Source organism: Streptomyces roseochromogenus subsp. oscitans DS 12.976 (assembly GCF_000497445.1).
Taxonomy (GTDB): Bacteria; Actinomycetota; Actinomycetes; order Streptomycetales; family Streptomycetaceae; genus Streptomyces; species Streptomyces oscitans.
Window position 1 is genome coordinate 5,079,126 of the sequence record NZ_CM002285.1, and the last position, 26,804, is coordinate 5,105,929.

Here is a 26,804-nt window from a genome sequence, read left to right on the forward strand (position 1 = left end):
AGAGCGCGCTGCTCGCCGAGGGGCTCGGTGCGCTGCTGCGCCCCGACGCCCTCGGGCAGGCGCTGCGGCCGGTCGGCGCGGCCGGGCTGCCCGCCGTCCAGGAGTCGGCCGCCGGCATCCTCGCCCGCGGCGGCTGGGCCCCCGCCCCCGAGCGGATCCTGTTCACGGGCAACGGCCGGCAGGCCCTCTCGGCCGCCGTCGCCGCCCTGGTGCCGCCGGGCGGCCGCCTCGGGGTCGAGGAGCTGACGTACCCGCTCGTCAAGGCGGTCGCCGCGCGGCTCGGCATCACCCTCGTCCCCCTGGCCATGGACGAGGACGGCCTGGTCCCGCAGGCGGTGGCGGAGGCCCACGCGGCCGCGCCGCTGCACGCCGTCTACGTCCAGCCGCGGCTGCACAACCCGCTCTCGCTCACCATGCCCGAGCAGCGTGTCGAGCAGCTCGCCGAGGTGCTGCTGCGCCTCGGGCTGCCCGCCGTGGAGGACGCGATCTGGGCGTTCCTGTGCGACGACCTCCCGCCGCTCGCCGCGTACGCCCCCGAGCGGACCGTCGTGATCGACAGCCTCTCCAAGCGCATCGCCCCGGGCCTGTCCCTCGGCTTCGCGATCACCCCGCCGGCCCTGACGGCCGCGGTCACCACCTCCCTGCGCGCGGGCGGCTGGGCTCCCCTGCGCTTCGCCCTGGAGGCCGCCCACCGCTGGCAGCGCAGCGGCACGGTACGGAAGCTGGTGGCCGCCAAACAGCGGGAGGCGACGGTACGGCAGGAGATTGCGGCCCGGTGCCTGGCCGGGTTCGCCGTACGGAGCGACGAGCGCTCCTTCCACGCCTGGTGGGACCTCCCGCGGCCCTGGCGCGCGGACACCTTCGTGGCCGCCGCCGCCCGGCACGGCATCGCGGTCGTACCGGCGGCCGCGTTCACCGTCGGCGACAGCCACGCCCCGAACGCCGTCCGCCTGGGCCTCGCCACACCGCCGCCCGACGTCCTCGCCCAGGCCCTCTGCACCCTCGCCGAAGTGGCCCGCACCGCCCCGGAGGACCTCGTCACCGACTGACGCGGTCCGGGTGTCACATCCGCGAACCGGGCGGTGTCTTCGTGATCCGCAACCGGCACAAGCTGACCCGCCTGAACGACCGGGCAGAACTCGCCCGTTGGACCGCGTTAGGCCCGTCGGCCCCACTCGTCTCACCCCTGTGACTGAGCACAGCGGATGGCCAAAATTTTCAGCTTAGTTGGCCAGGCCCGACGGTACAGGTGAAACAAGGTGCTTCAGCCCTGTACGAGTGGTATCTGGACGGGGGCTAGTGACGGGTTGGGGCCTGTTCTGGCGCTCTGGAACCATGCGTACGAACGACTCTGTCCCAGTGCTATCGCGGCGATCGGCTGTGGTCCCAGTCCTGCGTGGTGGGTGATCTTTTCGAGGACTTCACTGCGGAGTGCTCCGCACTGGCAGTGAGCGACCGGTGGTCGGCGGAGTGGCGGATCGCCGGTACGGAGGTGGTGTGCAGCCTGCCGCATCTCGGTACGGTCCCGTTGTCGCGGGCACAGCCGGTGCGGCAGTTCAGCTGGCGGCCGCGTCAGCGGCATCGGCCGGGGCTTCAGTACATGCTCTTCACCGGGCACCATCACGGGTTCGAGAGCTTGGAGGAACAGCGCTTCCTGCTTGACCGCGTTGCGGCAGCGACAGCAGCTGCAGCGTGCCCTACTCCAAGTCGACAGCCCGGTCGCGGTCCTCGGCCGCCTGACGGGCCGCTGCCTGGCTTCGCCGTCTGCCTGCATGGGCTTGCCGCCGCTGTTCCGTTCCTTCGGTCTGCGGGGCTTCTGCCGCCGGACCGATCACTCTCCGAATTCCTCCACACTGACCGGCTTCATGATGCTGCTGGGGATCTAGAAGCGCGGACGTTCAGTCCGGATCGGAGGGAGGATCACCAAAGCTGAACGTCCGGCCTATGTGTGCCAGACGGGCGCTGTACGAGTCGAGCAGGAACACCGAGGGGGTGGTGATGGTGACGCATACGCAGTAGCTGTGCGGCGCCGGGATGACCAGTTCCAGGACTGCCATGGGAAGCGGCGGGGTGGCCAACCCGGGCTCGGGCGTGGGGTATTGGATGCTGCGCAGCGAGGTAGTCATGACGGCCGGCCCGCAGGGTAGCTTGGCAGCAAGGACCATGTCCTCGGGGCCCTGAAGCCCCTCGCCCAGGGGGAAGCTTAGCTCTTGGAGATCCCTCTCCGGGACACCGGAGAACACCTTCTGCGCGGTGGCCTGATAGATCCCTTCGGCGGTGAACAGCCGTGTTGCCGGGCTGTGTTCGCTGGCACGCACGGTCACAGCGAGGAGTCCCATGGACAGCCGCTCCTCGCCGCCGACGTCTTCCGTCCCGATGCACATAGCGGTGAGTACCACGTTCGCCCGGTCTGTCAGCAGGGGGAGCGGGCCACGCAGCCCCTTGCTCGCGGCCTCGCGTTCTTCTTCGCTGGCTCCCGGCAAGAGTTGTTCCATGGCTTCGCGCCAGCCCTCGGAGGAGGTGGGCTCGGGAAGCTGGACGAACTCGTCGGGCACCGAATGGTGAAAGGCGTAGCGGAAGGGGGCAGTGGTGCTCGGAGCGATGGTGCCCGCTCTGTCCTGGTCGGAGATACTCACGCGGCGGTCCCCATCTGCGACGGGTCGAGGTGCTTGGTGAAGGCGCTGCCCGAGGAGGCGAGCGCCGAGGACGGATCGAACACGGGCTGGTGCGGCCCGGCTGGTGCGGACTGGGGCGTAGCCGCAGGCGGGTCGAAGTAGTTCACCAAGGGTCCGACAATGGGGACATCTCCGATCTCCCACTTGCCGTCTGTCCAGCGGCCGTTGCTCCAGGTTCCGTCGTGCATGTTGGAGCCGATCCCCAGGGCGGCCCCCGTCCAGGTGGCGGTCGTGTCGATCGCGGTGCCTGCGGTCTTGAAGACCCAGCCCTTGCCTGCCATCGCGAAGCCGCGAGCAGAATTGGCGACCCCGCTGGGAATTCCTTTCAGGCCGCCGAAGAGATTGCCGAACCGGATCTTACTGAGCGCACTCACGAATCCGGACGACATGCGCAACTCGCGTCCCGCCGTTATCAAGGCCTTACCGGCTTGGGCCAAGCGGCCGCCGAGCAGGCTGACGCCGCCGAGAAAGGCACCGACGGCGTCCCAGGCGAGGGTTTCCCAGGACACGTCGGCGCCGCCGAGTTTAGCGGCAGCATGGAAGAGCAGAGCCAGCCCCGCGACGGCGAACGCGATCTCACCGAGTCCGGAGAACATCAGGCAGGCAACACCGAGAACCAGGGCGACATCGGCCAGGATGTCCCCGATCAGCTTCCAGAAGTTGGGGTCGGTGATGGTGTCCCAGGCGCCCTCGACGAACGAAGCCACCGCATGCATCGCCTTGTCGAACCAGCCGGGCTTGGGGGGCGCATCGTCTGCCGCGCCCTTGACGAGGCGTGCAGTGGCCGAAGCGGCTTGCCCGTGCTCGGTCTTGAGGGCGTGCGCGCGACTGCGCACGGCCTCGAGTTCGGCGTTCGCCGTGTCGAGCGAGCCCTTCTTGGCCTTGGTGTCCTTCTCGTGCTGCTCCTTCTCCTTGTCCGTCATGCCGTCGGTGGACGTGGGGAGCGAGTCGACCGCGGACTGGGCAGAGCTGACGCGGCCGACCGCATCCGCCGCCTCCGCTTCCAGGCGCCGGGCACGCGCCTGGAAGCCATCCAGCTGGCCCTCCCACGAGGTGAGAGCGCGGTGCGCGGTGCCGAGGGAGGTCAGAGCCTTCTGAAGATACGGCGGCACCTTCGCATACGTATCGGTGAACGCATCCGCTGATTTCCCGACCCACACCCCGTCCGCCGTACCCATCTTGTGCAGCTCGGTCTTGGCCTGGTCACTGCCGTTCACGACGCGTCCGACGGCCGCCGTCAAAGCCCTGGTGGCTTCGAGGTCCCCGGGTGCCGGATCGAAACCAAGATGCGGATATGCGTCAGAAGCCATATGGAATCCCCCTCACCGACTCACGCTGGAGCCGCGCCTGTCCGTTCGGTACCTCAACGGATGTTTGTTCCGCAATCCTCGGGAGTGGCGTCACGCCTCACCCGATGGGGGCCACGAGATTCCAGCAGCCGCCAACCGGGCGCCATGCTTGGCGAGCCTGAGACGACTCACGACGAGGCCGATGAGGTAGAGAGCGAAGAGCCCCAGCCAGATGCCGCCCGCCACGAGTACGTGTTGAACGGTGTAGCCGGGAAAGAACAACACGATAGCCATGAGGACCAGGACCGACACCAGGTTCCTCAGGACCCTCCTGCTGTATCGCCTAGCCGCATCCACGACCAAGCGGGAATGCAGAAGACTCACCTCGCCCTTGGCCTCTCCCGAGGGGTGGAGCCCCTTCCCTGGGGCCATCCCTGGCAGCGGGCCGCCTTCCGCAAAATGCGGGTACCGGGCCAGCGTCTCCGCGGCACGGGCCCGCAAGTCCTCAGCTCGCCGGAAGACCAGTAGCGGCTGGTTCAAGGTACTAGTGCCCGGGGCCGCTCCCATGTACCGGTAGCCGAACTGCTCTGCTACATAGGCATAGGCGGCGAGTCTATGGAAGTTGGGAGAAGCGAGTCGCAGGTCGTACTGGTCCCGTCCGGCGGCCACCGCATCCCGCAGCTCGGCCAGTGGATTTCTGAGTGGCATGGAACGCTGGTTACCTTCTAGTTCTTGCGGTGCTCTTGGGACTTCTTCTTGAGATCCTCGTAGAGCTTCACGTCCAGCTTGTGAAATTCCTCGGATGCCTTGTTGGCGAACTTGGAAATACCCTTGGTTATTTTGGAGAGCTGCCCGAACCCGTAGTGCCAGGAGTCGGAGAAATCATTGCACGCGGAATGAAGCTCATCGTGCCCGAGCTGACTCGCGTCGGCCCGCTGCATCTCCTTGGATGCACTCTTCATATGGCCCCCGCTGCTCTCAAGCGTGCGGGCCATCTCTTTCACTTCGTCGCCGTAGAACCTGAGGAATGACACGTGATACCCCCCTGCGCGCTACTGGTTGATGGCCTGGATTTCCTGGACGGTGATGTTCTGCGTGCCGTCGAAGGTTCCGTCCGGCAGGGTTCCACCGCTGTTGCCCGAGCCTTTCCAGCTGATCTGCCAGGTGATGGACGCCTTCAGCTGGTACGGCTGGCCGGCAGTGGCTCGCAAGTAGGTGATCCCGCATGGCGGGGTCTTGTTCGCGCCGCCTGCGGTGAAGGGAGCGCCAATGGATCCGTCGGCGTTGATCGTGCAGTCGCCAGAGGCTGGGTACGTCTCGGCGTCGGACGTGCCCGGGTCCAGGTGCAGGGCGATGGGCTTCGCCGTTGTCTCCGCCCACACACCGACTTCCGGCAGCTCGGCGCGGACCTTGACCGGCTGAAACTTGGCCTTGTCCAACCACACCCAGGTCGGAAGATTCACCGTGGACTTGACGGTGGGCTTCAGCTCGACCTCGGTCTTCGGAACATTGATCTTGTTGTAGGCGTAGGCGGCGAGGACGTCGGGAGTGGGGGCGTGCTTGTCGTTCGGCAGGGTGCGAGCGTTCTGCCAGAACAGGGTCTGCTCGCAGTCGGCCGAAGCGATGTCGTTCCGCCTGTTCGGGTTGATCACCCCGCGCCAGAACATGCCGTCCTTGCCGAGGTTGTAGTTCGTGTAGCCCGATCCGCTCCCGAACTCCGCTTTACCCTCCTCGTAGTGGTCCACCATCAGCTGCTCGCCCCAGCTGAGAGAGGGAGTGACGGGCACCAGGTCCCCGTTGGGGTTCTTCTTGAGGCGGCTGACGGCGTCCTTGAGCTGCTGGGGGGTGGCCACGGGCTCGTACCAGCACGCCGGCGGCTGCCAATTGGGGTCCACTGGGGCCAGCGGCTTGGCGGAGCTGCCGGTACCGCCGCTGATCTGGGTGACCTTGATGCGGGTCGCGGTGGCCGCCGCGGTCAGCGTGCTGCCGGAGGCGTCACCGGAAGGCTGCTTCTGCGCAGGCGGGCTGGGAGACACGTCGCCGCCCCCGCCGTAGCCGTACGCCGCGGTGGCAGATGCCATCAGAGCGACGAATGAGGCAGACAACAAGCACAGGCCCTTGCGTGCGCCCCTCACTGCCCGCACGCTCCCCGCTCGGTCTGCACCGATCGCGTCTTCCAAACCCCTTGGGAGGTCTTCTCCAACGTGGTCCGGTACTGGAGGTACGGGCTGGTGCCCGTCGGGGTGCCCGCGAGCTTGTTCGTCTTCCGGTTCTTGGTGTACGCCTTCCCTTCATCCACACAGTAGAAGAGCACACCAAATCCCTGGCCGTTCACCTGAATTTGAGAGTCGAAGACCCTGACCTTGCCTACCAGGCTGTCATCCGTCTTCGCATAGCCCTTTACCCACGTGCGGACTGAGTCCAGAGCAGCGCCCTCGTTGTAGAAGGCCACCGGGCTTGCATTCGGGTCGGCCTCGATGATGGCTGCGTGGTCCGCTCGCAGAGCTTCCTTGCCATCATCCATGATTGCCTGCAGCTTCGGGTCGCTGTTCGTCCAGCCTTCGAAGTTCATCGTGAAGGTCGATGGCAGCGTGACATCCGGTCGCTTCACGTCGGACGTCCCGGAGGCCGAGGTCGACGGGCTACTACTCGCCCCCGCGTCCACGCCCTTGATCTTGTCCGAGGATGCCCCGCTACCCCCTCCCGAGCTACAAGCGTTCAGCAGCAGCGCGGCAGACGCGGTGAGCGCGGCCGTAACGAGCCGGGCGCGGCGGTTCACTGTGGACTCCCGTGTAGGTGGGGGTAACTCAATCCGACTGACGCTACCCATGAGGTGCGCGATGCCACCAGTGGGGTTTGCGTCAAGATCGCATGAACCGAGAGATGTCATCAGAGGAACTGGTGACTCTTGCTCTGCCCAGCATCGGATTGGGCAGCACGCGCGCCTGGTGAGGCTGGCTCAGCTGCGACGTATTTGGTCCCGGACTGCCGAAAGACACCCAATTCCGAGTACCCGCCGGAACCCTCACACGGCTCGTACGGCACAGCACGGCTCGGCGCCCGCTGCGCGCGCGGATGGCAGAAAGCCTCCCCCGATTCCGTCTTCCGCTGGTAGCTCGCCGCAGTCTGCGCAAACGTTCCCGGCACAGCGCAGGCACCTGGGGTGGCAGGCTTCCTCGACAACCCCGCCTGTGCCCATTCCGTTGGCTCGCACTCCCGGGACCGCCACGGATCGTGCGGCCTCTCACACAGGCGGACGGCAGGATCAGACCGATCGATGGCGTTTCGTCACCTGCACAGCCAAGGTAGCCAGTCAGCCCCAGCCTCGTACTTGCCTCATGTGCCTTACTCGCTTGTACGCCAACTACCAGCGGGATCGCTTGACAACCCTAATACGAAGTTAGCGGAGCCCGACCAACGTGGCGGTCCGGAAACGTCAAGTTCCTCAAGGGCACCATCGAAGCCATCCCCCTGCCCGCGGACACGATCGACGTCGTGATCTCCAACTGCGTGATCAACCTGTCCACCGACAAGCCGGCCGTCTTCGCCGAGACCTTCCGCGTCCTCAGGCCCGGCGGCCGGATCGGCATCTCCGACGTTGTCGCCGCCGACACCCTCAAGCCCGCTCAGCGGGCCGAACGCGGCGACTATGTCGGCTGCATTGCCGGAGCCCTGTCGTTCGCTGAATACCGCGCCGGGCTCGAAGTTGCCGGATTCACCGACATCGAGATCACCCCGACCCGCTCCGTCGCGGACGGCATGCACTCCGCCATTGTCCGCGCGGTCAAGCCCGCGCCCAACTCCGGCCCGACCCCGACGCCAGCCTCGGTGGACTCCTGCTGCCAGCGCTGAGCGACGCTTCCCGTCCAGCTGCACAGGTTGGCCAACAGGGCTGCTCAAGTTGGCCAACCGATCTGACCCGTCTCGCTGAAGGTGGACCACGTCGGGGCTGTGACCAGTGGTAGTTCAGATTAAGCGAGACGGAGGCGCGGCTGGCGTCTCGCTCAATCTGAGTTCTGAGCGCCAGGACTTGCCTCGCGTTCGGCGGCGAACTCGTCGAGAAGCTGGAACAGGACCTTGATCGCGTGCTTCTCGTCCTTGGGTGGCAGGTCGGCGATGTTGTTCCAGCCCTCTGGGAGCGCGATATGCAGGACCTGTCCGGGCCAGGCATGGTTGCAGCTGCGGCCGCGGCCGCCGACGAGCCACTCGTGCCAGCCTGTGAGTCCCTGTCCGCCGTGGCGCATCGCGTGCTGGTCGTAGCCGGTGAGGAAGGCGGTCAGCTGGTGGAACGACGAGGCTGTGCCGACGAACATGCCGGGACGCCGGCCGAGGCAGGCGAAGTACTCACGCTCGCTCATTTCCCTGATCTGCCTCATCGGTCTCCTTCGCAGGTCTGGCGCGGATCCGGCTATGCACCGTGCAGATGCCGACCGTCGTTCCAGAGTCGTCTGAGGGCTTCGAGTTCGGTGTGGGGGAAGTGCTCGCCCCATTTGCCGCGGTAGCCGCTCTCGCCGTAGGTGCGCGCGACGTCGTCGAAGCAGTGGATTGCGGCGCGGGCCAGCTCGTCGATGGCGTATCGGCTCGACCAGATTTCGGTGCCTTTGTTGTCGTGGTCGCTTCCGTCCCGGAGTTCCAGGATCCGGATCCAGACGCGCTCGTCTTCCCGGTAGAAGATCCATCGATAGGCGGTCGGCTCGGCCTCGAACTGCGCTCGCGTTTCCGTCTCGCCGGCGATCAGCCGGGCCAGCGCGGTCAGGAATTCTTCCGGCGCGCTCGTGATGTAGGAGGCGGTTAGCACGACGACCGCTTGGCGGTCTGTGACCGTGCAGTCAGCCCAGCCGTGTCCGTCGAGGCGCCAGGCAATGCGCAGGCCGATCGTCACGACGGATTCCCTTCCAGGAAGTGCCGGATGTCTGATGCCGCGGCAGCGAGCTGTTCGCCAGCCTCGAGCCAGATGGTGGCCGACGCTTTCCAACTCCCGGGAAAGGTGCGCCAAGGACGGAGCGTCCAGGTCAGTCCGACGTGCCCGCCTGAGCGGAACACGGCCGATAGGGCCAGGTCCTCGTCGATGGTGTGCCAGGTCCGTGCACCGTCCCAGCCATGGAAGTCCGCGACGAGGCGGTCCAGGAACGACGCGAGGTCGGCATCCCGGATCCAGGCCACCACCCCGTCGACGCGCGAGCTCAGGCCGGGAGCCCAGAGCTCGACGGCGTAGTGTGCGCAGTCGGCATCAACGAGAGACCGATCGCTGAACCGGATTCCGACAGCGCGGTTGTCCAGGCAGCGGAGAGTCACGCCGCTTTCTTCGGCGTCCGGGTAGGTCATGCGGGTCAAGCTAGGCCACGGCCAAGACTGCAGTCACCATGATTCCCGGGGGCTGCCGCTGCCTCGATGGTGTCCGCGATCATGCGGAGCTGATGGATGAACCACGGCTTGGCGGTGGTGCGGAGGGAGCTTTCGTTGGGGAGTCGCCGGGCTGGAGCCGGGCGAGCCGCTGTGTGAGGTCGCTGATCCGGTAGCCGTGCTGTAGGAGGGTGGTCCAGAAGCGGGAGGTCTGTTCGTAGCAGACGTTGATCACGTCGGGACCGTAGCGGCGAAGGAGCCGGTAGTGGCGCTTCTGGGCGGCGACGATCTCCGGTAGATCAGCAAGGTCGAACTGGTTGGCGGGGGCTTCGACGGCCCGGCCGATCCAGAGGCGATGCGGGATGCAGACCTGGTCGTGGTGTTTCGACATCCAGACCATGACGCCTTGGCCGGGGGTGCCGGTCCTGCGGGCAACACAGCGCCGGCACGCCCATCGGGCAGTCGCGGCGAAGGGACCTTGCGGGATGTTCCACGCCTGTCGCTCCCAGCGGGGGATCGCGTACCGGATCGCGGTCCGAGGCTGTCCGCTGATGACACTGAGCCGGCCGACCGGGTCCAGACGGGATTCCAGCCAGTGGGACGGCCGCTGAAGGCGTTGGACGGGCATCGCGTTGGCCGTGGCGAGGCGGGCCAGGAACGAGGCTTCGGTCTCCTGCGGGAAGGGCTTGAGCGGACGCGGCAGCGGACGGAAGACGACGGCCTCGAACGGCATGTTCACCCCGCTTCCCTGTCTGCGTCAGGCGGGGAAGCCGACTCGCTGTTGTGGTCGATCCGGATGTTGCGCAGGGAGGCTTTGGTGATGCGCTCGCTGCCGTCGAGGATGGCGGAGATCGCCGCGGCCCGGATCAGATGGGAGAGGCTCCCGATCATGCCGCCGGTTCGCTGGTGCAGGTATTTCGAGAGACCGGCCAGGGTGTCGGGCGTGTGACGGTGCAGGCGAAGGGTGCTCTCCAGCGAGGCGATCAGGGCCTGCCACTCGGTGTTGCGGGGGAAGGCACCGGTGCGGACCAGGATGCAGCGGCCCCCGAGCTGCTTGCCGCGGCTCCCGGTGAACAGCCCGGACTTCTCGATGTTGATGCCCGCATAGACGAAGGTCGCCGGCAGGTGCTCGGTGAAGTACTTCAGGTGGTCGGAGAGGTCCTCGCCGACGGTGGTCGCGTGGTTGAGCAGGTGGATCTCGTCGACCAGTACCAGCTCCGTGCGGGCCTCGATCATCACCTGGCAGACGGCGCTGGTGACATCGATGGTGTTGTGCCGCGGGTTGATCACGGGCAGGCCCAGGAACCGGGCGAACTCCAGGGCGAGTTTGCGCGGGGAGTCTTTGGGCGGGGCGGTGATGTAGGCGACGGGAATGCGGTCGCTGCCCGGATACCGCTGCTGGACACACAGTTCGTGGGTGCGGCCGAGTTGTTTCAGCGCCGTGGTCTTCCCGGTCGTCCACTGGCCGGAGACGATCATCCCGCGACGGGCGCCGTGTTCCCGCTGGTTGAGCAGGGTCAGCAGCCGTCCCTGATGCGCGATCTCCTTGACCGTGGACGTGCGCACGACCTGCAGCTCGGAGTGGTAGGCGATCCGGGCCTCGTCGTAAGGGGCCCGGGAGGCCGGGGAGAGTGCCTGCCACTGCTGATCGGGCAGCAGCTCGAAGGCAGCCGGGTCGGTCTCGACGAAGCGCCGCCAGCCCTCCAGCCGGGTGGAGGGATCGGTCCAGTCGTCCGGCAGGCCGTCGCTCTCTCCCGCCGGCCCTGCGGGGTTCACCACCACTTCTCGGCCTCCTTGCGCGCGTCGAAGATCTCCAGCGGGACGACGTCGGCAAGCTCGCCGCCGTCCTCCTCATCCGCGGACACGCTCTCCGGCTCCTGCTGTGATTCGGGTGCCGACCGGGGCCAGGCGGGCTCGCTGGTGGCCCGTGTGCGGGCGGCGACCTTGCGGTCGCGCCGCCGTGCCGACCGGCTCTTGTCCGCCGGCCTGCGGCCAGAACCGAGGTCGGGGCCGTCACCGGCCCGGTCCAGCAGGGCCTCCGCGACTTGGGCGACGGTTTCCTCGTCCGGCTTGCGCTGTCCTCGTTCCCGCAGGATCTGGTGGGCCCGGTCGAAGACCAGCTCGCCCATCGGGACGGGAGTGGTGCGCAGGCGGCGCCAGGTCGCGGTGATCCAGCCCGTGTCGTGGTGGTTGCGAATCCAGACGCAGGAGATGTCATAGAGGTCGTAGTGGACTGCCCAGCCTTTGCCGTCCGGGCCCGCGCCCGAGGGCTGCCGCCGGAACGGGGGTGAGCGCCGGTGCGTCGTAGGTGCGGTTGTTGATCCGCACCCCGCTGCGGCCGATGACCCGCCATTCACGCGGCATGAGCTGGATGTACTCCTCCGGGCTGAGCGCGACCGGGACGTATCCGGCCGCCGACACCAGCGCGGCGTACTTCTCGTTCGGGCTCAGCGGCCGGTCCGGCATCAAGGGGTCGCGCAGCCCGTCGTGCGGCCTGGACTGCCAGACGACGATCCACTCCTGAAGGAGTTCCTGGCGCTCGTGGATGGACCAGACGGCCTGAGCGGCCGGGGCCTTGCCCCGCGTCTCGACGCTGCGTCCCGTGTAGCCGGCCACGTACTGGGCGAACATCGTCGACACCGAACCCAGCGTCCGCTCGATGTGCGGCCGGTCGGTCGGTGTGTCCGGATGCGCGGGCTGGAACGAGATCCCCAAGTGGAGGCAGGCGTTGCGGAAGTTGTTCGAGATGAACGCCTTGCCGTGATCGCAGACCACCGTCTCCGGAACGATCACCGGGACCGCGGCGGCCTTGTCCAGCCGCTCGTCCAGCGGCAGCAAGGAGGCGAAAGGCAGCACCGATCGCGACATGCGCAGAGCGTCGGACCAGCCCGGTCGTACTGGCTCCGGGGTCGTGGCGCGGGCCAGCAGCAGGGCGGCATCCACGGCCTTCGTCGACGGCCGCAGCACCACCGCGGACAGTGTCCTGGTCGCCAGGCCCACCAGCCCGGTCACCTCGCAGCGGTCCACCGTCCCGTCGTCGTGGATGGCCATGACGTCCAGCGGCGAGGAATCGATCTCCATCACCTCGCCCGGCCGGGCCGCCGTCAGCTGTCCGAACATCCGCTTCGGCTGCTTGCCCAGCGAGCGACGGGTGCGGGCGGATCCGAACAGGTGCTGCCCGGACGTGACCGCCTCCAGCAGACGGTAGAACGCCGTTCTGGACGGCATCCGGACCGTTCCGGCCCCGTGCTCGGCGACCAGGAGCCGTTCGATCTGGCGCCGCAGCACCTGCGCGGAGACGGTCGGCTCATCGATGCGGCTGCCCGCGACCCTCGCGATCGCGTCGACCACCCGGGGATCGGCCCGGCCCGTGCCCGTGGCCGGCCTGCGCATCCTGCCGTCCACCAAGCCCGCCACCCCCTCGCGCTCGAAACGCGACCGCATCCGGCGCAGCGTGCTCAGCCCCACCTCCTCACCAGCGGCCCGCAGCTCGGCCACCTTGGTCAGCTCCCGCTGCCGCAGCGAGTGCACCACCGGGTCGTACTCGGCCCGCACCAAGGCGCCGGCACCGCCGTCCGGGTGGCCGGTGAGTAGCTCGGTCAGGTGCCTGCGCCACCACTCGGCCCGCTCCACCGCTTCCTCCGGCAGGCCCTCCAGCACCCCGGCCTCCGGCAACGGCGGGCGGCTCAACGTAGTGCCGAGCACGGCGAACCCCTCGGACGCCAGGAGATGCCCCAGAAGCACGACACTGGCGGCCTGCATCATCGACCAGCTGCACCGAAGTGCCGTGCAGGGCGGCAACCGTGTGCTCCCGCCTGTCATAGCGAACCCGGTCACCCAGCGACAGCAGCTTCGGACGCGCCGGCATCTCCACTCGCCTCCTCCGCGACTGCGGATGCCGGGCGAACCGTCGTCGCCGCCGACAACAGCCCGGCCTCCATATCCACCGCCAGCTCCCGACACCACAGCAGGTGGAAGAGCACCGGCAGCACGGCAACTGGATCGCCCACCGCACGAGCCCCGGCCAGCAGGCCACGGGGATGGGCGAACACCGCCCGCAACCCCGCCACCACCGGCTCGCGCCGTACTCGCGGATGCCGGTAGCCCGACAACCAGCGCAGATTCGCCGCCAACACCGGATCGAGCACACCAACCCGCTCGAAATCCCAGCCCACCACCGTGCAAGCCGCCGCCGTGGCCGCGAACTTCACGGCATCCTCGGGCTCGATCCGGTCATCAGGGCGCACATCCAGCACCACGGCGGACCCGTCCCGACGGCGCACGAAATAGTCCGGCGTATGACTGACTCGGCGGGCCTGGTCACCCGGTCGCCATGAGAGCCGGAACGGCTGTGACGCGACGGCCACCACGTCCGGCTCGGAGTCCAGCCGCATCAGATGACCGAGCTCCACCCACGACTCGAAGCCCACCAACTCGCCGCTGGTGGCGGCCCAGTACCAGCCGGGAAAGTTGCGCTGTCCCCGGTACGACGGGAACGCCCGCACCTGCCTGGCAGCCTCGAAACGCGTCGACCACATCACCCCAAGCGGCCCCTGCAGCTCACCGCGAGCGTCGACGTACTCCAGCGAGTAGTCCTCAGGCTCCACCAGCCACCCCCGCCCGGCACTGACCACGTACGACGACCATAGGGAGCCGGGCACGGCAGTGGCTCAGAAAGAGCGAGACGGATCGATAGATGGCCCAGGTCGACCGGGACGCAAGACCAGATGACTCAGATAGACCGAGACTGGCCCACCTTCAGCGAGACAGGTCACTCGCCCGTTGGACCGCGTTAGTGTCCTGTCCCAGATAACTGTTGGCATGGTGGGGGCTCTGACCTGGTGTGCTTACGGTTGAGCGGAACGAAGGCAGTCTCCCCGTCCCGCTCAACAGTAGGCAGCCGCCTCTGCGGCGTGCACGGAAGTCCACTGATCGGCTCGGAGGTCTCATGCCCCTGCAGATGGAACTGGTCGCGATAACACTTGATTGCCCTGATCCGCTGGCTCTGGCGGCGTTCTATCAGCAGGCCACCGGCTTTGAACCACACCCGAAGTCGGACGCCCAGTTCGCCGGTCTCAACCGTGAGGACGGACTCTTCATCGGCTTCCAGCGGGTCGAGGACTACCGGGCTCCGAGTTGGCCTGGCCAGACCGTTCCTCAGCAGCTTCACATCTGCTTCAAGGTCGCGGAGAGCCTGGACGAGGCCGAGGCCCGGCTACTGAAGCTGGGTGCGGGCAAGCCGGATCACCAGCCGCACGGGGACAAGGCGCGGGTCCTCACCGACCCTGCTGGGCATCCCTTCTGCATCGTCACGCGCTGACTGGCGTCCTGTGTCGGACGCCATAGCGGCGGCTCTGGCGCCTAAGGTTGAGTGAAGAGACTGGCGGTCGGTGTCCCGCTCGACTGCAGGCAGCATGATGGTTCACCCTCGGAGCCAGGCCAGCCAGCAGGGGCGTCGTGGAGTCGGTCGTGATGCGCTGCCCGACGTGGATCGGGGAGCCGATGCGGCTCTCCTGACTTGTTGGGCGAGTCGGTATTCGTCGGCTTCGCGGATGAGTTCTTGAGAGCGGAGCTGGTGCAACTTGAAGTGCATGCCGCTCGCTCCTACTGCTCGAGCTCCAGAGGGACGTCGGCGACTACGCAGCTGACGTTGTCGGGGCCGCCGGAGCCGTTGGCGAGCGTGATGAGTTCGCGGACGGCCAGTTCGGGTTCGCTGATCTCGGAGAGCGCTCGGTGGATGTCCTGGGTCGGCACGACGGTCGACAGGCCGTCGGAGCAGAGCAGGTATCGGTCTTCCCGCTGGGCGTCGTGGAGGCGCATGTCGGGGGTGGTATTCGCTCCTTGGCCAAGGGCGCGTATCAACAGTGACCGCTGGGGGTGGGAGGCGGCTTCTTCCGGGCTGAGGCGTCCTTCATCGACCATCGACTGGACCATGGTGTGGTCGTGGGTGATCTGGAACAGTTCTCCCTCGCGCAGGAGGTAGACGCGGGAGTCGCCGATGTGGACCAGTGCCAGCTGTGATCCGGTCCAGAGCATCGCGGTGAGCGTCGTGCCGGTGCCTTCGGGCGATGAGCCGTTCTCGGCGATGTCGTGCACGGCCTGCTGGGCCTGTTCGATGACGTCTTCGAGGACGTTGAGGAGATTGCCGGCGGGGATGTTGTCGGTTTCGAGGTGCTTGAGCGCGTCGATGGCGGCTGCGCTGGCGGGGGCTCCTTGGCTGCCGCAGCCGTCGGCGACGGCGAGCAGGCGCGGTCCGGCATAGGCGGTGTCCTGGTTGCTCTCGCGGACAAGGCCCGTGTCCGAAAGAGCCGCGTAACGGATTCCCAGGGGCTTGGCGGTCGGGGACATGGCGGGGTCCTTCCGTGACAGGTGGTCGATGAGGAAGGTGGCCAGGTCCCGCCGTGCGGCGGTGTCAGCTTCGACCTGGGCCCAGAACGCGCGGACTTCCTGGGCTGCCGCGTCTGCATTCAGCGTGCGGACGTGCTGGATGCGGGCCAGGGGCATTCCCAGGCGGCGGAGCCAGGCGACCAGTCGGGCCTGGTCCAGCTGTTCCGGTGCGTAGAGGCGGTAGCCGGTCACCGGGTCGACGCGGGCGGGGGGCAGCAGGCCGAGCTCGTCGTAAAGACGCAGCGCCTTCTGCGACAGCCGGGACGCCTTCGCGAACGCCCCAATGGTCAGCAACCCCATGCTCGTTCCTCCTCGTGCCGGGCACGTCGCCCGGCCCCACTGATGCTGTGGGCTCCCCCAAGGTGAAGGTCAACCAAGGGTCTGATTGGCCCTGCCTACACATGACCGGGACGCAATCGCACATGCCCACAGAAGAGCGGGACTGCCTACACATCGCAGAGACCGGACAGTTAGGCCCGTCGGCCCCACTCGTCTCACCCCCGCGAACACTTTTGCAAGCGGGTCGCTTGCAATTGTTAGCGGGAGTGGGGCAAGGTAGAGGCATGGCATCGCTGAACGTCGGCAATCTCGGTGAGTACCTGCGCGAGCAGCGGCGCAATGCCCAGCTGTCGCTGCGGCAGCTCGCCGACGCCGCCGGGGTGTCCAATCCGTACCTGAGCCAGATCGAGCGCGGGCTGCGCAAGCCCAGCGCGGAGGTGCTCCAGCAGGTCGCCAAGGCCCTGCGCATCTCCGCCGAGACGTTGTACGTCCGCGCCGGCATCCTCGATGCCGAACGCGACCGCGACGAGGCGGAGACGCGTGCGGTCATCCTCGCCGACCCCTCGCTCAACGAGCGGCAGAAGCAGGTGCTGCTCCAGATCTACGAGTCCTTCCGCAAGGAGAACGGATTCGGGGGCGGCGAGCCCGACGCGGACGAGGCGGCCGGCGACCCGGCACAGGACGCGGGTGCGGACACCGACGACACCGGTACGGCCGACGTGAGCGATACCGATGCCGGTCCGCGGCGGACGGCCGGGTAACCGGACCAGGGCGCCGGCCGCCCCACCGCGGACCACACCAACCTCAGCCGAACGCGAATCCGGGAGGACCTGATCACGATGGCCATCACCGACGACCTGCGCAAGACCCTCAGCGACCCGACTCCGCTCTACTTCGCCGCCGGTACGGCCGACCTCGCCCTGCAGCAGGCCAAGAAGGTGCCCGCCCTGGTGGAGCAGCTGCGCGCCGAGGCCCCGGCCCGCATCGACGCCGTGCGCCACACCGACCCGAAGGCCGTGCAGGAGAAGGCCGCCGCCCGTGCCAAGGAGGCGCAGGAGACCCTCCAGGCCAAGGTCAACGAGTTCCTCGGCACCCTCGACGTGGACCTGAAGAAGCTCGGCGAGCAGGCCCAGGACCTCGCCCTGCGCGGCGTCGGCGTCGCCGCCGAGTACGCCGTCAAGGCCCGCGAGACCTACGAGAAGGTCGCCGAGCACGGCGAGCAGACCGTGCGGACATGGCGCGGCGAGGCCGCCGACGAGATCGAGGACTTCGCGGTCGTCGTCGAGGGCAAGCCCGAGCCGGTCGCGGTCAAGGACGAGCCGAAGCCGGCCGAGACCGAGGCCGAGGCCGCGGACAAGAAGCCGGCGGCCAAGAAGGCCCCGGCCGCCCGCAAGACCACCACCGCGAAGAAGACGACCCCTCCGGCGAAGTGAGCGGGACCGGGGAGATGACATCGGGCCGGGCACCTTGGGGGTGTCCGGCCCGTTGTACGGGTACGGTGGCTGTACGGACGACTTGACTCAGGTGGTGGGCATTGTGCTGATGACGGCAGTCGGCGGACTGATGTGGCTGATCTTCACCGCCATGCTGGCACTCGCCATCGTGGCGTTCGTGATGGCCGCGATCTTCCGCGTGGACGCGTACCGCGCCGCGGACAAGCAGAACAAGGGCTTCTGGCTGATCATCCTCGGCATCGCGGTCGCCGTGAACCTCTTCGTCCCTATGCTGTTCCTGCAGCTGGCGGGCCTGGTCGCGACGATCGTCTTCTTCGTGGACGTACGCCCCGCCCTCCAGCAGGTCTCGGGCGGCAGGGGCTTCCGCCGCCGGGGCCGCGGGAGCAGCAGCGACGGCCCCTACGGCCCGTACAACGGCGGCCGCTGAGGGGTATGTCGCGGGGCCACCCTGGCAAAGGCGAGGAGACCCCCACGGCGAGCCCCCGGATTACGACGTCCGGTCCAGCAGCACAACGGCGACGTCGTCGGTCAGCTCGCCCCCATTGAGATCCCGCACCTCACTCACCGCGGCCCGCAACAGCGTCTCCCCCCGCAGCCCCTCAGCCAGCTGCCGGCGGATCATCGACACCATTCCGTCCTGCCCCAGCCGCTCCCCGCTCTGACCGACCCGGCCCTCGATCAGCCCGTCGGTGTAGAGCATCAGGCTCCACTCGGCACCCAGCTCCACCTGCATCCGCGGCCAGCGGGCACCCGGCAGCAGGCCGAGGGCGGGTCCGTTGTTGTCGTAGGGGAGCAGCCCGGCCAGCCGCCCGGGACGGGCCAGCAGCGGTGCCGGGTGCCCGGCCAGGCACAGGCCCGCACTCCGGCCGTCCGGCGCGATATCGACCGTGCACAGCGTCGCGAAGATCTCCTCGTCTGACCGCTCATGCTCCAGCACCTGCTGCAGCGTGCCCAGCAGCTCGTCCCCGCACAGCCCGGCCAGCGTCAGCGCACGCCAGGCGATGCGCAGCTCCACGCCGAGCGCGGCCTCGTCCGGGCCATGGCCGCAGACGTCGCCGATCATGGCGTGCACGGTGCCGTCGGGGGTGCGGACGGCGTCGTAGAAGTCGCCGCCGAGCAGCGCCCGGGAACGGCCGGGGCGGTAGCGGGCGGCGAAGCGCAGCGCGGAGCCGTCCAGCAGGGGCGTGGGCAGCAGCCCGCGCTCCAGGCGGCGGTTCTCCTGCGCGCGCAGCCGGCCCTCGGCCAGCCGCCGCTCGGCCGTATCGGAACGTTTCCGCTCCACCGCGTACCGGATGGCACGGCTGAGCAGCCGGCCGTCCAGCTCTTCCCGGTAGAGATAGTCCTGGGCGCCCACGCGCACGGCCTCGGTGCCGCGCTCGGCGTCGCCGGAGCCGGTCAGTGCGAGCACGGCGTGCCGGGGCGCGAGCCTCAGCACATGCCGGAGCACGGCAAGCTCGTCGTCCGCGTCGCTGCCACCGGGCGCGGGCAGCGCGAGGTCCAGCAGGATGCAGTGCACGTCGTCGGTGAGCAGCCGCTCGGCCTCGGTGAGGTTGCGGGCGGTGCGCACGCGGATCGGCTTGCCGGCGGGGTCCAGCAGATCGGGCACGATCGGCGAGCCGGCCGGATCGTCCTCGATCAGCAGCAGGGTGAGAGTGGTGCCGGTGGGTGTGGCGTCGCGGTGGGCCTCTTCCTTGAGGGGGCCGCCGACTGCGGAGGCGGCCTGCGCCTGACCACTCTCCACGGCCGGGATCGCTCTCTGCCGCGGTACGGGTACGGGCATCTCTTGGGTTCCTTCCCTCCCCCCGAGGGCATGGCGGCGTCGAGGGTCTCGAAGCCACCGACGGGGACCATAGCGGCATTGACCGCCCCGATGGAATGGTGTGAGCCGCGTCGCTCGCGCGCAGGCCGCTGTCATATGCCGCGTTCCGTACGACAGTTGGACAGGGTGCCCCGGCCCGGGGGATGACGAAGCTCACGTCCGGCCCGGATACGGGCGGCGGGTTGGTGGAGTGGGTCACATGGCGTGGGTCACGGGGATTGCCCGCGGGAGCGACCAGCCGCGGCGAAAGCCGCACCCGGAAGACGGCCGCTTCTCAACGGCGCTGCACCGCCCCTCAACGGCGCTGTACCGCCTCTCAACGGCCCTGTACTGCCCCGCGCCCCGGCCGGAGGCCTACGCGTCCGGTCGTACGACCCCCAGGATCGGCATCGAACCGGCGCCCGCGATCGTCACCGTACGCCCCGGGCGCGGGGCCTGGATGATCGCGCCGTCGCCGATGTAGAGGGCGACGTGGCTGGCGTCGTCGAAATAGATGATGAGGTCGCCCGGGCGCATGTCCTGGATGCCGACGTGCTGGAGCTGTTTCCACTGCTCCTGCGAGGTGCGCGGGATGGGGTGGCCGGCCGCCGCCCAGGCCTGGGAGGTCAGGCCGGAGCAGTCGTAGGACTGCGGGCCCTCGGCGCCCCACACATACGGCTTGCCGAGCTGCTCGGTGGCGAACGCGATGGCCTTCTCGCCCTGCGCGGACGCCTTGCCGTGGATCTTCTTGAGAATGCCGGTGTCCAGCCAGTCCGTCTGCGCCTTCAGCGCGGCCTGCTGCTCCAGCTGGTCTAGCTGCTGTTGCTCCTTCTTCTGCAGCTTGGATTCCAGCTTCTTCGCGGCGTCGATCTGCTGCTGGACCTTCTTCTGGGCGGCGGCCTTGTCCTTGCGGTCGGCGTCCAGTTTCTTCCACTGGTCGGCGGCGTCGGCGGCGTACGCCTGCAACTGTTTCTGGGTGCTGGTCAGTTCGCTGATCAGCGACTTCGTTGCCCGCTGGCCCTGCAGGAGCAGTCCGGCCCCGTCCAGGACCTGTCCGGGGTCGTCACTGAGCAGGAACTGGGCGGTGGGCGGGATGCCGCCGGTGCGGTACTGGGCGCGGGCGGCCGCGCCCGCCTGGTCCTTGAGCTTCGTGAGCGTCTGCTGTCCCTCGTCGATCTTCTTCGCCAGCGCGACGATCTCGGCGGACTGCTGCTTGGCCTTCTCCTCGGCCGCGTTGTAGGCGTCGGTGGCGACGGCCGCGTCGTGGTAGAGCTTGTCGAGCTGCTCGCGGACCTTCTCAAGGTCCTTGCCCGGCGGGGGAGTCGGGGTGGTGCTCGGACTCGGAGAGGTGTTCGGGGTCGGTTTCGGGGCGGCGAAGGCCGTGCCGGGCGCGCCCAGCACGGTCACCGCGCAGACCACGGTCACGGCGGCCGAGAGGATGCTGCGCTTGCCCCAGCCCGTCACAGATGCCCCCAAGCTGATTTACCGTCAGTAACTTATGGTGCCTCGGGGATGGTGCCACGTCGCGGCTCAAAGCGACAGAGGTAGGTGTTTCCCCCCGTACCGCCCGGTCATGACGATCTCCCCGCCGGTGTGACGAACGACGCGCGGGATTCGTTCCACCCCACAGCCCCCGAAAGGGTGATGGCGTCCTCGCAACCGGAGAGGTCAGGTCCTCGGCGCCAACGCCGCCCACGCCACCGTCACTTCGCCCTGCCGCCAGCGGGCCGGGGAGTCCGTCACCGGCCAGTCGGTCGTCAAGTCCCGTACCGTGCACAGCCAGCGCTGCCGGGCGCCGTAGGAGGCGTAGGGCGCGGCGGCGGCCCAGGCGCGGTCGAAGTCGCGCAGGAAGGCGTGCACCGGCTCGCCGGGGACGTTCCGGTGGATCAGCGCCTTCGGCAGCCGCTCGGCGAGGTCGGACGGCTGTTCCAGCGAGCCCAGCCGGGCGGCGAAGGTCACGGTCCGCGGCCCCTCCGGGCCGAGTGCCACCCACACGTGCCGCCGTCCGATCTCGTCGCACGTCCCCTCGACCAGCAGCCCGCCGTGCGAGCCGGCGCCGGCCGGAGCCAGTCGCGCGCACAGCCGCGCCCAGACGGCGGCGACCTCGGCCTCGTCGTACTGGCGCAGCACATTGGCGGCCCGTATGAGCAGCGGCCGTCCGGGCACCGGGACCTCGAAGCCGCCGTGCCGGAAGGCCAGCCCCTCCCGTTCGTACGGCCGCGCGGCCGCGACCCGCTCCGGTTCGATCTCGACGCCGACCACGCGCGCGCGTGGCGCCGCGGTCCGCAGCCGGCCGAGCAGTTCGACGGCGGTCCAGGGCGCGGCGCCGTAGCCGAGGTCGATCGCCAGCGGGTCCTCGGCGCGGCGAAGTTCGGCGCCGTGGGTCGCAGCGATCCAGCGGTCCATACGGCGCAGCCGGTTGGGGTTGGTGGTCCCGCGCGTCACCGTGCCCACGATGGGGGTCCCCCTGCTCGGGCGAAGCCGAGAGTGGGGGAGGGATGCGGCGCGGGCTGTCATGCGTACGAGGGTAAGCGGGTTCGCGGACGCGCCCCGCCGAGGCGACCACATTCGAACTGTCGATCGAATTATGGCAATGATTAGGTAAAGCGACTTGATCGGGAAATGGCCGGGCGCCCGTCCGCTGTTGGACCTCCCTGGAGGGCGAGGTCGTTCCTCCGTTCGGCATGCCCGCAGCAAGGAGGACCGCCACGTGAGCCAGTACGTCAGCAGGCTCGGGCGACGTTCCCCGTCGGCCGCGTCACTACTGAGGCTCCACCGCCGGCCCCGCCGGGTCGCGATGCTCTCCGTGCACACCTCTCCGCTCCACCAGCCCGGCACCGGCGACGCCGGCGGCATGAACGTCTACATCGTGGAGCTGGCCCAGCGGCTCGCAGCCCTGGGCATCGACGTCGAGATCTTCACCCGGGCCACGGCAGGCGGCCTGCCTCCCGCGGTGGAGCTGGCCCCCGGCGTCCTCGTCCGGCACGTCGACGCGGGCCCCTACGAGGGCCTTGCCAAGGAGGACCTCCCGGCCCAGCTGTGCGCCTTCACGCACGGCGTGATGCAGGCCTGGGCCGGCCACCGCCCCGGCTACTACGACCTCGTCCACTCCCACTACTGGCTCTCCGGCCATGTCGGCTGGCTCGCCGCCCAGCGCTGGGGCGTCCCCCTGGTGCACGCCATGCACACCATGGCCAAGGTAAAGAACGCCAACCTGGCCGACGGCGACACTCCCGAGCCCGCCGCCCGGGTCATCGGCGAGACCCAGATCGTGGCCGCCGCCGACCGGCTCATCGCCAACACGGCGGAGGAGGCCGGCGAGCTGGTACGGCACTACGCCGCCGACCCCGAGAAGGTGGCCGTGGTCCACCCGGGCGTGAACCTCGACCGCTTCCGCCCGGACGACGGCCGCGCGGCGGCCCGCGCCCGCCTGGGACTGCCCCCGGACGCGCTGATCCCGCTCTTCGCGGGCCGTATCCAGCCCCTGAAGGCCCCGGACATCCTGCTGCGCGCGGTGGCGGTGCTGCTGGACGAGCGCCCCGAGCTTCGCACCCGCATCCACGTCCCGGTCGTCGGCGGCCCGAGCGGCAGCGGGCTCGCCAAGCCGGAGGGGCTGCAGAAGCTCGCCGCCCGGCTCGGCATCGCGGACGTCGTACGGTTCCGCCCGCCGGTCGGCCAGGAACAGCTCGCGGACTGGTTCCGGGCCGCGTCCGTGCTGGTCATGCCGTCGTACAGCGAGTCCTTCGGGCTGGTCGCGATCGAGGCGCAGGCGGCCGGTACGCCGGTGCTCGCGGCCGCGGTCGGCGGGTTGCCGGTGGCCGTGCGCGACGGCGAGACCGGCTTCCTCGTGAACGGCCACAATCCCGCCGACTACGCGCGCGTGCTGGACCGTCTCGCCGACGCGCCGGACCTCTCGGCGACCATGGGCCGGGCCGCCGCCCGGCACGCGCGGTCCTTCGGCTGGGACCGGGCGGCCGCCGCGACCGCCGACGTCTACACGGCCGCGACCCAGTCGCACCGCCGTCGCGTACGCTCCCACCATGGGTGATGTGGAGAGGGCCGCGCAGGTCATCGAGGCGGTCCTCAAGGACGCCGAACTGGAGTGGGAGAGCCCCGAGCCCGGGAACTACGTGGTCAAGCTCCCCGGTACGCGCAAGCTCTCCACGACGGTCTCCTTCCTCGTCGGCCGCCACTCCCTCTCCCTCAACGCCTTCGTCGTCCGGCACCCCGACGAGAACGAGGCCGGCGTCCACCGCTGGCTCCTGGAGCGCAACCTCAAGCTGTACGGCGTGAGTTACGCCGTCGACCGCCTCGGCGACATCTACGTCACCGCCCGCCTGCCCCTCGCCTCCGTCACCCCCGACGAGATCGACCGCCTCCTCGGCCAGGTCCTGGAGGCGGCCGACGGCGCCTTCAACACCCTGCTGGAACTGGGCTTCGCCTCCTCCATCCGCAAGGAGTACGCCTGGCGGGTGTCCCGCGGCGAGTCCACACGCAACCTGGACGCGTTCAGGCATCTGATCGAACGCTCCGCTGACTGACTTACGGTTCGCCCCCTTCCCTCTGCTGCCCGGGCAGTGGCATGCTCACCGCCGACGAGAACCTGAACGTCGTTCATATCCATGAATATGAAGGGGCGGATGGGCATGAGCAGCGCGCAGCCGAGCGGCACGCACCTCACAAGACGGACCCTGCTGGCCGGTGCCACCGCCGTGGCGCTCGGGGCCGCGACCGGTACCGCACGGGCGGCGGAATTCCCCTCGCTGTGGCAGGAGTTCAGGCGCACCCCGTTCACCCATCCGCAGATCCCCTACGTCGGCCGGTCCGGCCGCCAGGGCGGAGCCACCCGCTTCCCGCGCCCCCGGACCGTCGCCGACGTCACGGACTACGGCGCCGTACCCGACGGCACCACCGACTGCGCCCCCGCGATCAACCGTGCCATCGCCGCCGCCGGAAGGGCCGGCGGTGGCACGGTCACCATCCCGCCCGGCACCTTCCGCATCGACGACGTGATCCGCATCGGCGACTCGAACGTCGTCCTGCGCGGCGCCGGCAGCGACCGCACGACCCTCCACGCGACGAAGTCCCTGACCGAACTGATCGGCGTCTACGGCTCACGCTACGGCGGCGACAAGTCCGCCTGGTCCTGGGCGGGCGGCCTCATATGGCTGGCGCCGAAGGCCCGTTGGGACTCCCTGGTGGCCGCGATCCGGTCCCGTGCCTGGCCCTTCGAGGGCTGGACCGGCAACAAGCGGGACGAGTGGACGGCCCTGACGGCGGTGGAACCGGCCGAGCGGGGCTCCTGGACCGTCACCGTCGCCGACGCCTCGGCCCTGCACCCCGGCCGGCTCGTCCTCCTCCGCCTCGCCGACGACCCCGCCCACACCCTCCTGCAGCACATGGCGGGCGGCGGCCCGGGCCCGGCGTCGTACACCTGGGACGACAAGACGAAACTGCTGTCGTACATCCCCTACGAGTGGCCGGTGCGCATCGCCCGCGTCCGGGGCCGCCGGATCACCCTCGAACGCCCGCTCCCGCTGGACCTGCGTCCCGAGTGGAGCCCGCAACTGACCACCCATGTACCGGAGTTGACCGGATCGGCGGTCGAGGGCCTGACGCTGGACGTGCTGCAGACCCCGATGTCCCCGCACCTCCTCGACAAGGGCTACAACGGCGTGGTCCTGCAGTGCGCCTACGACTGCTGGGTGGACGACGTCACGGTCCGCAACGTCGACAACGGCTTCGGCCTGGTCGCCGCCTCCGCCTGCACCCTGCGCCGCACGCGCATGGCCGGCCGCGGCTCGCACCACCCCTACTTCTGCCGCGAGGGCTCCCACGACAACCTGATCGAGGACTTCACCATCGAGCAGCGCACGGTCCCGGCCCCGCCGAACACACAGTTGCACGGCATCAACGTCGAGGGACTGTCGTCGTACAACGTCTGGTCGCGCGGCGAGATGCGGATGGGCACCTTCGATTCGCACCGCGGCCTGCCCTTCGCGAACGTCCGCACGGACATCACCGTGAACAACAACGGCCGCCACGGCGGAGACGCCGGCGCGGGCCCGCTCTTCGGCGCCCGCTTCACGCACTGGAACATCCGGGTCACCAACGGCCGCGCGGGCCTGATGAAGATCGACGGCCTGGCCCCGTACTCGGCGACCGTGGGGCTGAACGAGGTGAGCGAGTTCGACCAGATCGACGTCCCCGACTTCACCGGCGATCTGCACTCCCGACTGGAGCTGTACGGCACGACGGATGCCGTACGCCCGCGCAACCTGTACGACGCTCAGCGCGAGCTGCGCCGATAGCGCCCTGGCGTGACGCCCACCAGCTTCTTGAAGTGCCGGGTGAGATGGGCCTGGTCGTAGAACCCGGCGGCCGAGGCCGCCTCGCCCGGCGCCAGCCCGTCCAGCAGCAGCCGCCGGGCCCGCCCGACCCGCCGCGACATCAGGTACTGGTGCGGGGCGATGCCGTACGCGCCGCTGAACGCCCGTACCAGATGGGCGGGATGGGCGTGCAGCAGCCGCGCCGCCTCCTCCAGCGAGACACCGTCGACGACCCGGGCGTCGAGCAGCTCCCGCAGCGAACGGGCGAGAACGGGGTCCGGGCGGTGCTCCGCCGTGGCCGTCCGCCGCAGATGCTCGCACAGCCGCTCCCCGACGAGGCTCAGCCTGCTCTCCGCCTCCAGTTCGTCGCCGGGGTGGGCGAGGGCGCCGTGCAACTGCCCGACGCGCAGCCGCAGTACGGGATCCCGGAGACCGGGTGTGTCGACGGCGCGACCGATGAGATCGCTGCCGAGACGGCTGGTGTCGAGGTAGACGACCCGCTTGCGGAAGCCGTCCGGGGTCGCGGGGGAGCCGTTGTGCGGCACGTGCGGCGGGAGCAGGGTGACGGTGCCGAGCGGGGTGCCGTGCTCATGCCGGTCGAGGTCGTACCGTACGGCCCCGTCGTCCACGATGAGCAGCGTCCAGGCGTCGTGGACGTGCATCGGATAGGCGTACTCGGTGAAGTGGGCGTGGAAGACCTCCACGACACCCGGGACGCGCGGGCGCCAGGCGGATACTTCCTGCTGGTCAGCCACGCAAAAAACGTACAAGACCCGGCACCGGACCGTCCGGCAGTCTCACTGCATGAACACCGAACCGATCCCCACCGAGCCTGTCCGCTTCGACACGAAGATCGCCGTACTGCTGCGCGCGGACCTGGAGCCCTGGCAGGGCCTCAACGTCACCGCGTTCCTGGTCAGCGGCCTCGGCAGCCAGGTCCCCGAGGTGATCGGCGAGCCGTACGAGGACGCGGACGGTGTCGGCTACCTCCCCATGTTCCGCCAGCCGGTGCTGGTCTTCGAGGGCTCGAAGGAGATCCTGAAGGCAGCCCACGACAGGGCACTGAGCCGCGCCCTGCCCCGCGCCGTCTTCACTGCGGACCTGTTCACGACGGGCAACGACCGGGACAACCGCGCGGCGGTGCGGGCCGTACCGACCGCCGAGCTGGACCTGGTGGGGCTGGCGGTGTACGGCGCGCGGGGCGTGGTGGACAAGGTCCTCAAGGGCGCACGGATGCACCCGTGAGGCCC

28 protein-coding genes and 1 pseudogene are annotated in these 26,804 nt (G+C 69.1%); 10 read left to right on the top strand and 19 right to left on the bottom strand.

Going from position 1 to position 26,804, the window contains the following annotated elements:
• On the top strand, positions 1–1,049 hold a 1,049-nt coding region (locus tag M878_RS71615), incomplete at its 5' end, for an aminotransferase-like domain-containing protein (protein ID WP_023549250.1).
• Between the two features lie 849 nt (positions 1,050–1,898).
• Here the strand turns inward: M878_RS71615 and M878_RS71625 are convergent.
• The 6 genes from M878_RS71625 to M878_RS71650 form a co-directional block, all read right to left on the bottom strand.
• Complete coding sequence (locus tag M878_RS71625; protein WP_023549253.1) at positions 1,899–2,636, bottom strand: hypothetical protein; 738 nt, start codon at positions 2,634–2,636, stop codon at positions 1,899–1,901.
• A complete protein-coding gene (locus M878_RS71630) occupies positions 2,633–3,985 on the bottom strand; it encodes a putative T7SS-secreted protein (RefSeq protein ID WP_031225461.1) in 1,353 nt (450 codons plus the stop codon). The genes M878_RS71625 and M878_RS71630 overlap by 4 nt, the downstream gene beginning before the upstream one ends.
• Positions 3,986–4,075: 90 nt before the next feature.
• Positions 4,076–4,672, bottom strand: coding sequence for a hypothetical protein (locus tag M878_RS71635; protein ID WP_031225462.1), 597 nt, complete (start codon positions 4,670–4,672; stop codon positions 4,076–4,078).
• A 17-nt stretch (positions 4,673–4,689) separates the two neighbouring features.
• Complete coding sequence (locus M878_RS71640) at positions 4,690–4,998, bottom strand: hypothetical protein (RefSeq protein ID WP_023549259.1); 309 nt, start codon at positions 4,996–4,998, stop codon at positions 4,690–4,692.
• An 18-nt stretch (positions 4,999–5,016) separates the two neighbouring features.
• The gene (locus M878_RS71645; protein WP_023549261.1) at positions 5,017–6,045 is read right to left on the bottom strand and encodes a hypothetical protein; all 1,029 of its coding nucleotides are present in this window, start codon (positions 6,043–6,045) and stop codon (positions 5,017–5,019) included.
• A gap of 50 nt (positions 6,046–6,095) precedes the next feature.
• On the bottom strand, positions 6,096–6,743 hold the full coding sequence (locus M878_RS71650; RefSeq protein ID WP_023549264.1) for a hypothetical protein: 648 nt from the start codon (positions 6,741–6,743) through the stop codon (positions 6,096–6,098).
• A 653-nt stretch (positions 6,744–7,396) separates the two neighbouring features.
• Between M878_RS71650 and M878_RS48470 the strand changes: the two are divergent.
• Positions 7,397–7,816 (top strand): annotated as a pseudogene (locus M878_RS48470) (methyltransferase domain-containing protein); the annotation flags it as partial.
• A gap of 152 nt (positions 7,817–7,968) precedes the next feature.
• On the opposite strand, the gene M878_RS71655 reads toward M878_RS48470, so the two are convergent.
• The 8 genes from M878_RS71655 to M878_RS71680 form a co-directional block, all read right to left on the bottom strand.
• Positions 7,969–8,340: a hypothetical protein gene (locus M878_RS71655; RefSeq protein WP_031225465.1), complete on the bottom strand. Its 372-nt coding sequence runs from the start codon at positions 8,338–8,340 to the stop codon at positions 7,969–7,971.
• Positions 8,341–8,372: 32 nt separating this feature from the next.
• The gene (locus tag M878_RS48475; protein ID WP_023549268.1) at positions 8,373–8,846 is read right to left on the bottom strand and encodes a hypothetical protein; all 474 of its coding nucleotides are present in this window, start codon (positions 8,844–8,846) and stop codon (positions 8,373–8,375) included.
• A complete protein-coding gene (locus tag M878_RS71660) occupies positions 8,843–9,289 on the bottom strand; it encodes a DUF6228 family protein (RefSeq protein ID WP_023549269.1) in 447 nt (148 codons plus the stop codon). Before M878_RS71660 ends, M878_RS48475 begins: the two co-directional genes overlap by 4 nt.
• A gap of 79 nt (positions 9,290–9,368) precedes the next feature.
• The gene (locus M878_RS71665) at positions 9,369–10,046 is read right to left on the bottom strand and encodes a hypothetical protein (protein WP_023549270.1); all 678 of its coding nucleotides are present in this window, start codon (positions 10,044–10,046) and stop codon (positions 9,369–9,371) included.
• Complete coding sequence (locus tag M878_RS71670) at positions 10,043–11,089, bottom strand: TniB family NTP-binding protein (protein WP_023549271.1); 1,047 nt, start codon at positions 11,087–11,089, stop codon at positions 10,043–10,045. Before M878_RS71670 ends, M878_RS71665 begins: the two co-directional genes overlap by 4 nt.
• Positions 11,080–11,436: a hypothetical protein gene (locus tag M878_RS000000100070; protein WP_023549272.1), complete on the bottom strand. Its 357-nt coding sequence runs from the start codon at positions 11,434–11,436 to the stop codon at positions 11,080–11,082. Before M878_RS000000100070 ends, M878_RS71670 begins: the two co-directional genes overlap by 10 nt.
• Positions 11,437–11,521: 85 nt before the next feature.
• Positions 11,522–13,072: a DDE-type integrase/transposase/recombinase gene (locus M878_RS71675; RefSeq protein ID WP_023549273.1), complete on the bottom strand. Its 1,551-nt coding sequence runs from the start codon at positions 13,070–13,072 to the stop codon at positions 11,522–11,524.
• A 68-nt stretch (positions 13,073–13,140) separates the two neighbouring features.
• A complete protein-coding gene (locus tag M878_RS71680; RefSeq protein ID WP_031225467.1) occupies positions 13,141–13,914 on the bottom strand; it encodes a TnsA-like heteromeric transposase endonuclease subunit in 774 nt (257 codons plus the stop codon).
• A gap of 341 nt (positions 13,915–14,255) precedes the next feature.
• Here M878_RS71680 and M878_RS71685 point away from each other — a divergent pair, with 341 nt between their 5' ends.
• The gene (locus tag M878_RS71685) at positions 14,256–14,627 is read left to right on the top strand and encodes a VOC family protein (protein ID WP_023549275.1); all 372 of its coding nucleotides are present in this window, start codon (positions 14,256–14,258) and stop codon (positions 14,625–14,627) included.
• A gap of 284 nt (positions 14,628–14,911) precedes the next feature.
• On the opposite strand, the gene M878_RS71690 is transcribed toward M878_RS71685, so the two are convergent.
• A complete protein-coding gene (locus M878_RS71690) occupies positions 14,912–15,994 on the bottom strand; it encodes a MerR family transcriptional regulator (protein ID WP_023549276.1) in 1,083 nt (360 codons plus the stop codon).
• 263 nt (positions 15,995–16,257) lie between these two features.
• Here M878_RS71690 and M878_RS71695 point away from each other — a divergent pair, with 263 nt between their 5' ends.
• From M878_RS71695 to M878_RS71705, 3 genes are all read left to right on the top strand, one after another.
• Positions 16,258–16,734, top strand: a complete 477-nt coding sequence (locus M878_RS71695) for a helix-turn-helix domain-containing protein (protein WP_023549277.1) — start codon at positions 16,258–16,260, stop codon at positions 16,732–16,734.
• A 78-nt stretch (positions 16,735–16,812) separates the two neighbouring features.
• Positions 16,813–17,406, top strand: coding sequence for a hypothetical protein (locus M878_RS71700; protein ID WP_023549278.1), 594 nt, complete (start codon positions 16,813–16,815; stop codon positions 17,404–17,406).
• Between the two features lie 109 nt (positions 17,407–17,515).
• A complete protein-coding gene (locus tag M878_RS71705) occupies positions 17,516–17,854 on the top strand; it encodes a DUF2516 family protein (RefSeq protein WP_425347935.1) in 339 nt (112 codons plus the stop codon).
• A 60-nt stretch (positions 17,855–17,914) separates the two neighbouring features.
• On the opposite strand, the gene M878_RS71710 is transcribed toward M878_RS71705, so the two are convergent.
• From M878_RS71710 to M878_RS71720, 3 genes are all read right to left on the bottom strand, one after another.
• Positions 17,915–19,207: a PP2C family protein-serine/threonine phosphatase gene (locus tag M878_RS71710; protein ID WP_023549280.1), complete on the bottom strand. Its 1,293-nt coding sequence runs from the start codon at positions 19,205–19,207 to the stop codon at positions 17,915–17,917.
• A gap of 393 nt (positions 19,208–19,600) precedes the next feature.
• Positions 19,601–20,701 carry a C40 family peptidase gene (locus tag M878_RS71715; RefSeq protein WP_245238171.1) on the bottom strand — a complete coding sequence of 367 codons (1,101 nt, stop codon included), beginning with the start codon at positions 20,699–20,701 and terminating at the stop codon, positions 19,601–19,603.
• A gap of 192 nt (positions 20,702–20,893) precedes the next feature.
• Positions 20,894–21,679: a class I SAM-dependent methyltransferase gene (locus M878_RS71720; RefSeq protein WP_023549282.1), complete on the bottom strand. Its 786-nt coding sequence runs from the start codon at positions 21,677–21,679 to the stop codon at positions 20,894–20,896.
• Positions 21,680–21,935: 256 nt separating this feature from the next.
• Between M878_RS71720 and mshA the strand changes: the two genes are divergently transcribed.
• The 3 genes from mshA to M878_RS71735 all read left to right on the top strand — a co-directional run bounded on the left by mshA (position 21,936) and on the right by M878_RS71735 (position 25,536).
• Positions 21,936–23,273, top strand: coding sequence for a D-inositol-3-phosphate glycosyltransferase (mshA, locus tag M878_RS71725; RefSeq protein WP_031225469.1), 1,338 nt, complete (start codon positions 21,936–21,938; stop codon positions 23,271–23,273).
• Complete coding sequence (locus M878_RS71730) at positions 23,266–23,766, top strand: type III secretion system chaperone family protein (protein ID WP_023549284.1); 501 nt, start codon at positions 23,266–23,268, stop codon at positions 23,764–23,766. Before mshA ends, M878_RS71730 begins: the two co-directional genes overlap by 8 nt.
• Positions 23,767–23,871: 105 nt before the next feature.
• A complete protein-coding gene (locus M878_RS71735) occupies positions 23,872–25,536 on the top strand; it encodes a glycosyl hydrolase family 28-related protein (RefSeq protein ID WP_031225470.1) in 1,665 nt (554 codons plus the stop codon).
• Here the strand turns inward: M878_RS71735 and M878_RS71740 are convergent.
• Positions 25,515–26,309, bottom strand: coding sequence for a helix-turn-helix domain-containing protein (locus M878_RS71740; protein ID WP_037730165.1), 795 nt, complete (start codon positions 26,307–26,309; stop codon positions 25,515–25,517). The genes M878_RS71735 and M878_RS71740 overlap by 22 nt on opposite strands.
• A 49-nt stretch (positions 26,310–26,358) precedes the next feature.
• Here M878_RS71740 and M878_RS71745 point away from each other — a divergent pair, with 49 nt between their 5' ends.
• Positions 26,359–26,799, top strand: a complete 441-nt coding sequence (locus M878_RS71745) for a DUF2000 domain-containing protein (RefSeq protein WP_023549287.1) — start codon at positions 26,359–26,361, stop codon at positions 26,797–26,799.
• Positions 26,800–26,804: the final 5 nt, after the last annotated feature.

Bases quoted from the DNA above. Each gene is read 5' to 3' on its own strand.
- M878_RS71630 (WP_031225461.1), bottom strand. From the start codon at position 3,985: ATGGCTTCTGACGCATATCCGCATCTTGGTTTCGATCCGGCACCCGGG.
- M878_RS71635 (WP_031225462.1), bottom strand. From the start codon at position 4,672: ATGCCACTCAGAAATCCACTGGCCGAGCTGCGGGATGCGGTGGCCGCC.
- M878_RS71645 (WP_023549261.1), bottom strand. From the start codon at position 6,045: ATGGCATCTGCCACCGCGGCGTACGGCTACGGCGGGGGCGGCGACGTG.
- M878_RS71655 (WP_031225465.1), bottom strand. From the start codon at position 8,340: ATGAGGCAGATCAGGGAAATGAGCGAGCGTGAGTACTTCGCCTGCCTC.
- M878_RS71660 (WP_023549269.1), bottom strand. From the start codon at position 9,289: ATGACCTACCCGGACGCCGAAGAAAGCGGCGTGACTCTCCGCTGCCTG.
- M878_RS000000100070 (WP_023549272.1), bottom strand. From the start codon at position 11,436: ATGGGCGAGCTGGTCTTCGACCGGGCCCACCAGATCCTGCGGGAACGA.
- M878_RS71675 (WP_023549273.1), bottom strand. From the start codon at position 13,072: ATGATGCAGGCCGCCAGTGTCGTGCTTCTGGGGCATCTCCTGGCGTCC.
- M878_RS71685 (WP_023549275.1), top strand. From the start codon at position 14,256: ATGCCCCTGCAGATGGAACTGGTCGCGATAACACTTGATTGCCCTGAT.
- M878_RS71690 (WP_023549276.1), bottom strand. From the start codon at position 15,994: ATGGGGTTGCTGACCATTGGGGCGTTCGCGAAGGCGTCCCGGCTGTCG.
- M878_RS71695 (WP_023549277.1), top strand. From the start codon at position 16,258: ATGGCATCGCTGAACGTCGGCAATCTCGGTGAGTACCTGCGCGAGCAG.
- M878_RS71700 (WP_023549278.1), top strand. From the start codon at position 16,813: ATGGCCATCACCGACGACCTGCGCAAGACCCTCAGCGACCCGACTCCG.
- M878_RS71705 (WP_425347935.1), top strand. From the start codon at position 17,516: ATGACGGCAGTCGGCGGACTGATGTGGCTGATCTTCACCGCCATGCTG.
- M878_RS71710 (WP_023549280.1), bottom strand. From the start codon at position 19,207: ATGCCCGTACCCGTACCGCGGCAGAGAGCGATCCCGGCCGTGGAGAGT.
- M878_RS71730 (WP_023549284.1), top strand. From the start codon at position 23,266: ATGGGTGATGTGGAGAGGGCCGCGCAGGTCATCGAGGCGGTCCTCAAG.
- M878_RS71735 (WP_031225470.1), top strand. From the start codon at position 23,872: ATGAGCAGCGCGCAGCCGAGCGGCACGCACCTCACAAGACGGACCCTG.
- M878_RS71745 (WP_023549287.1), top strand. From the start codon at position 26,359: ATGAACACCGAACCGATCCCCACCGAGCCTGTCCGCTTCGACACGAAG.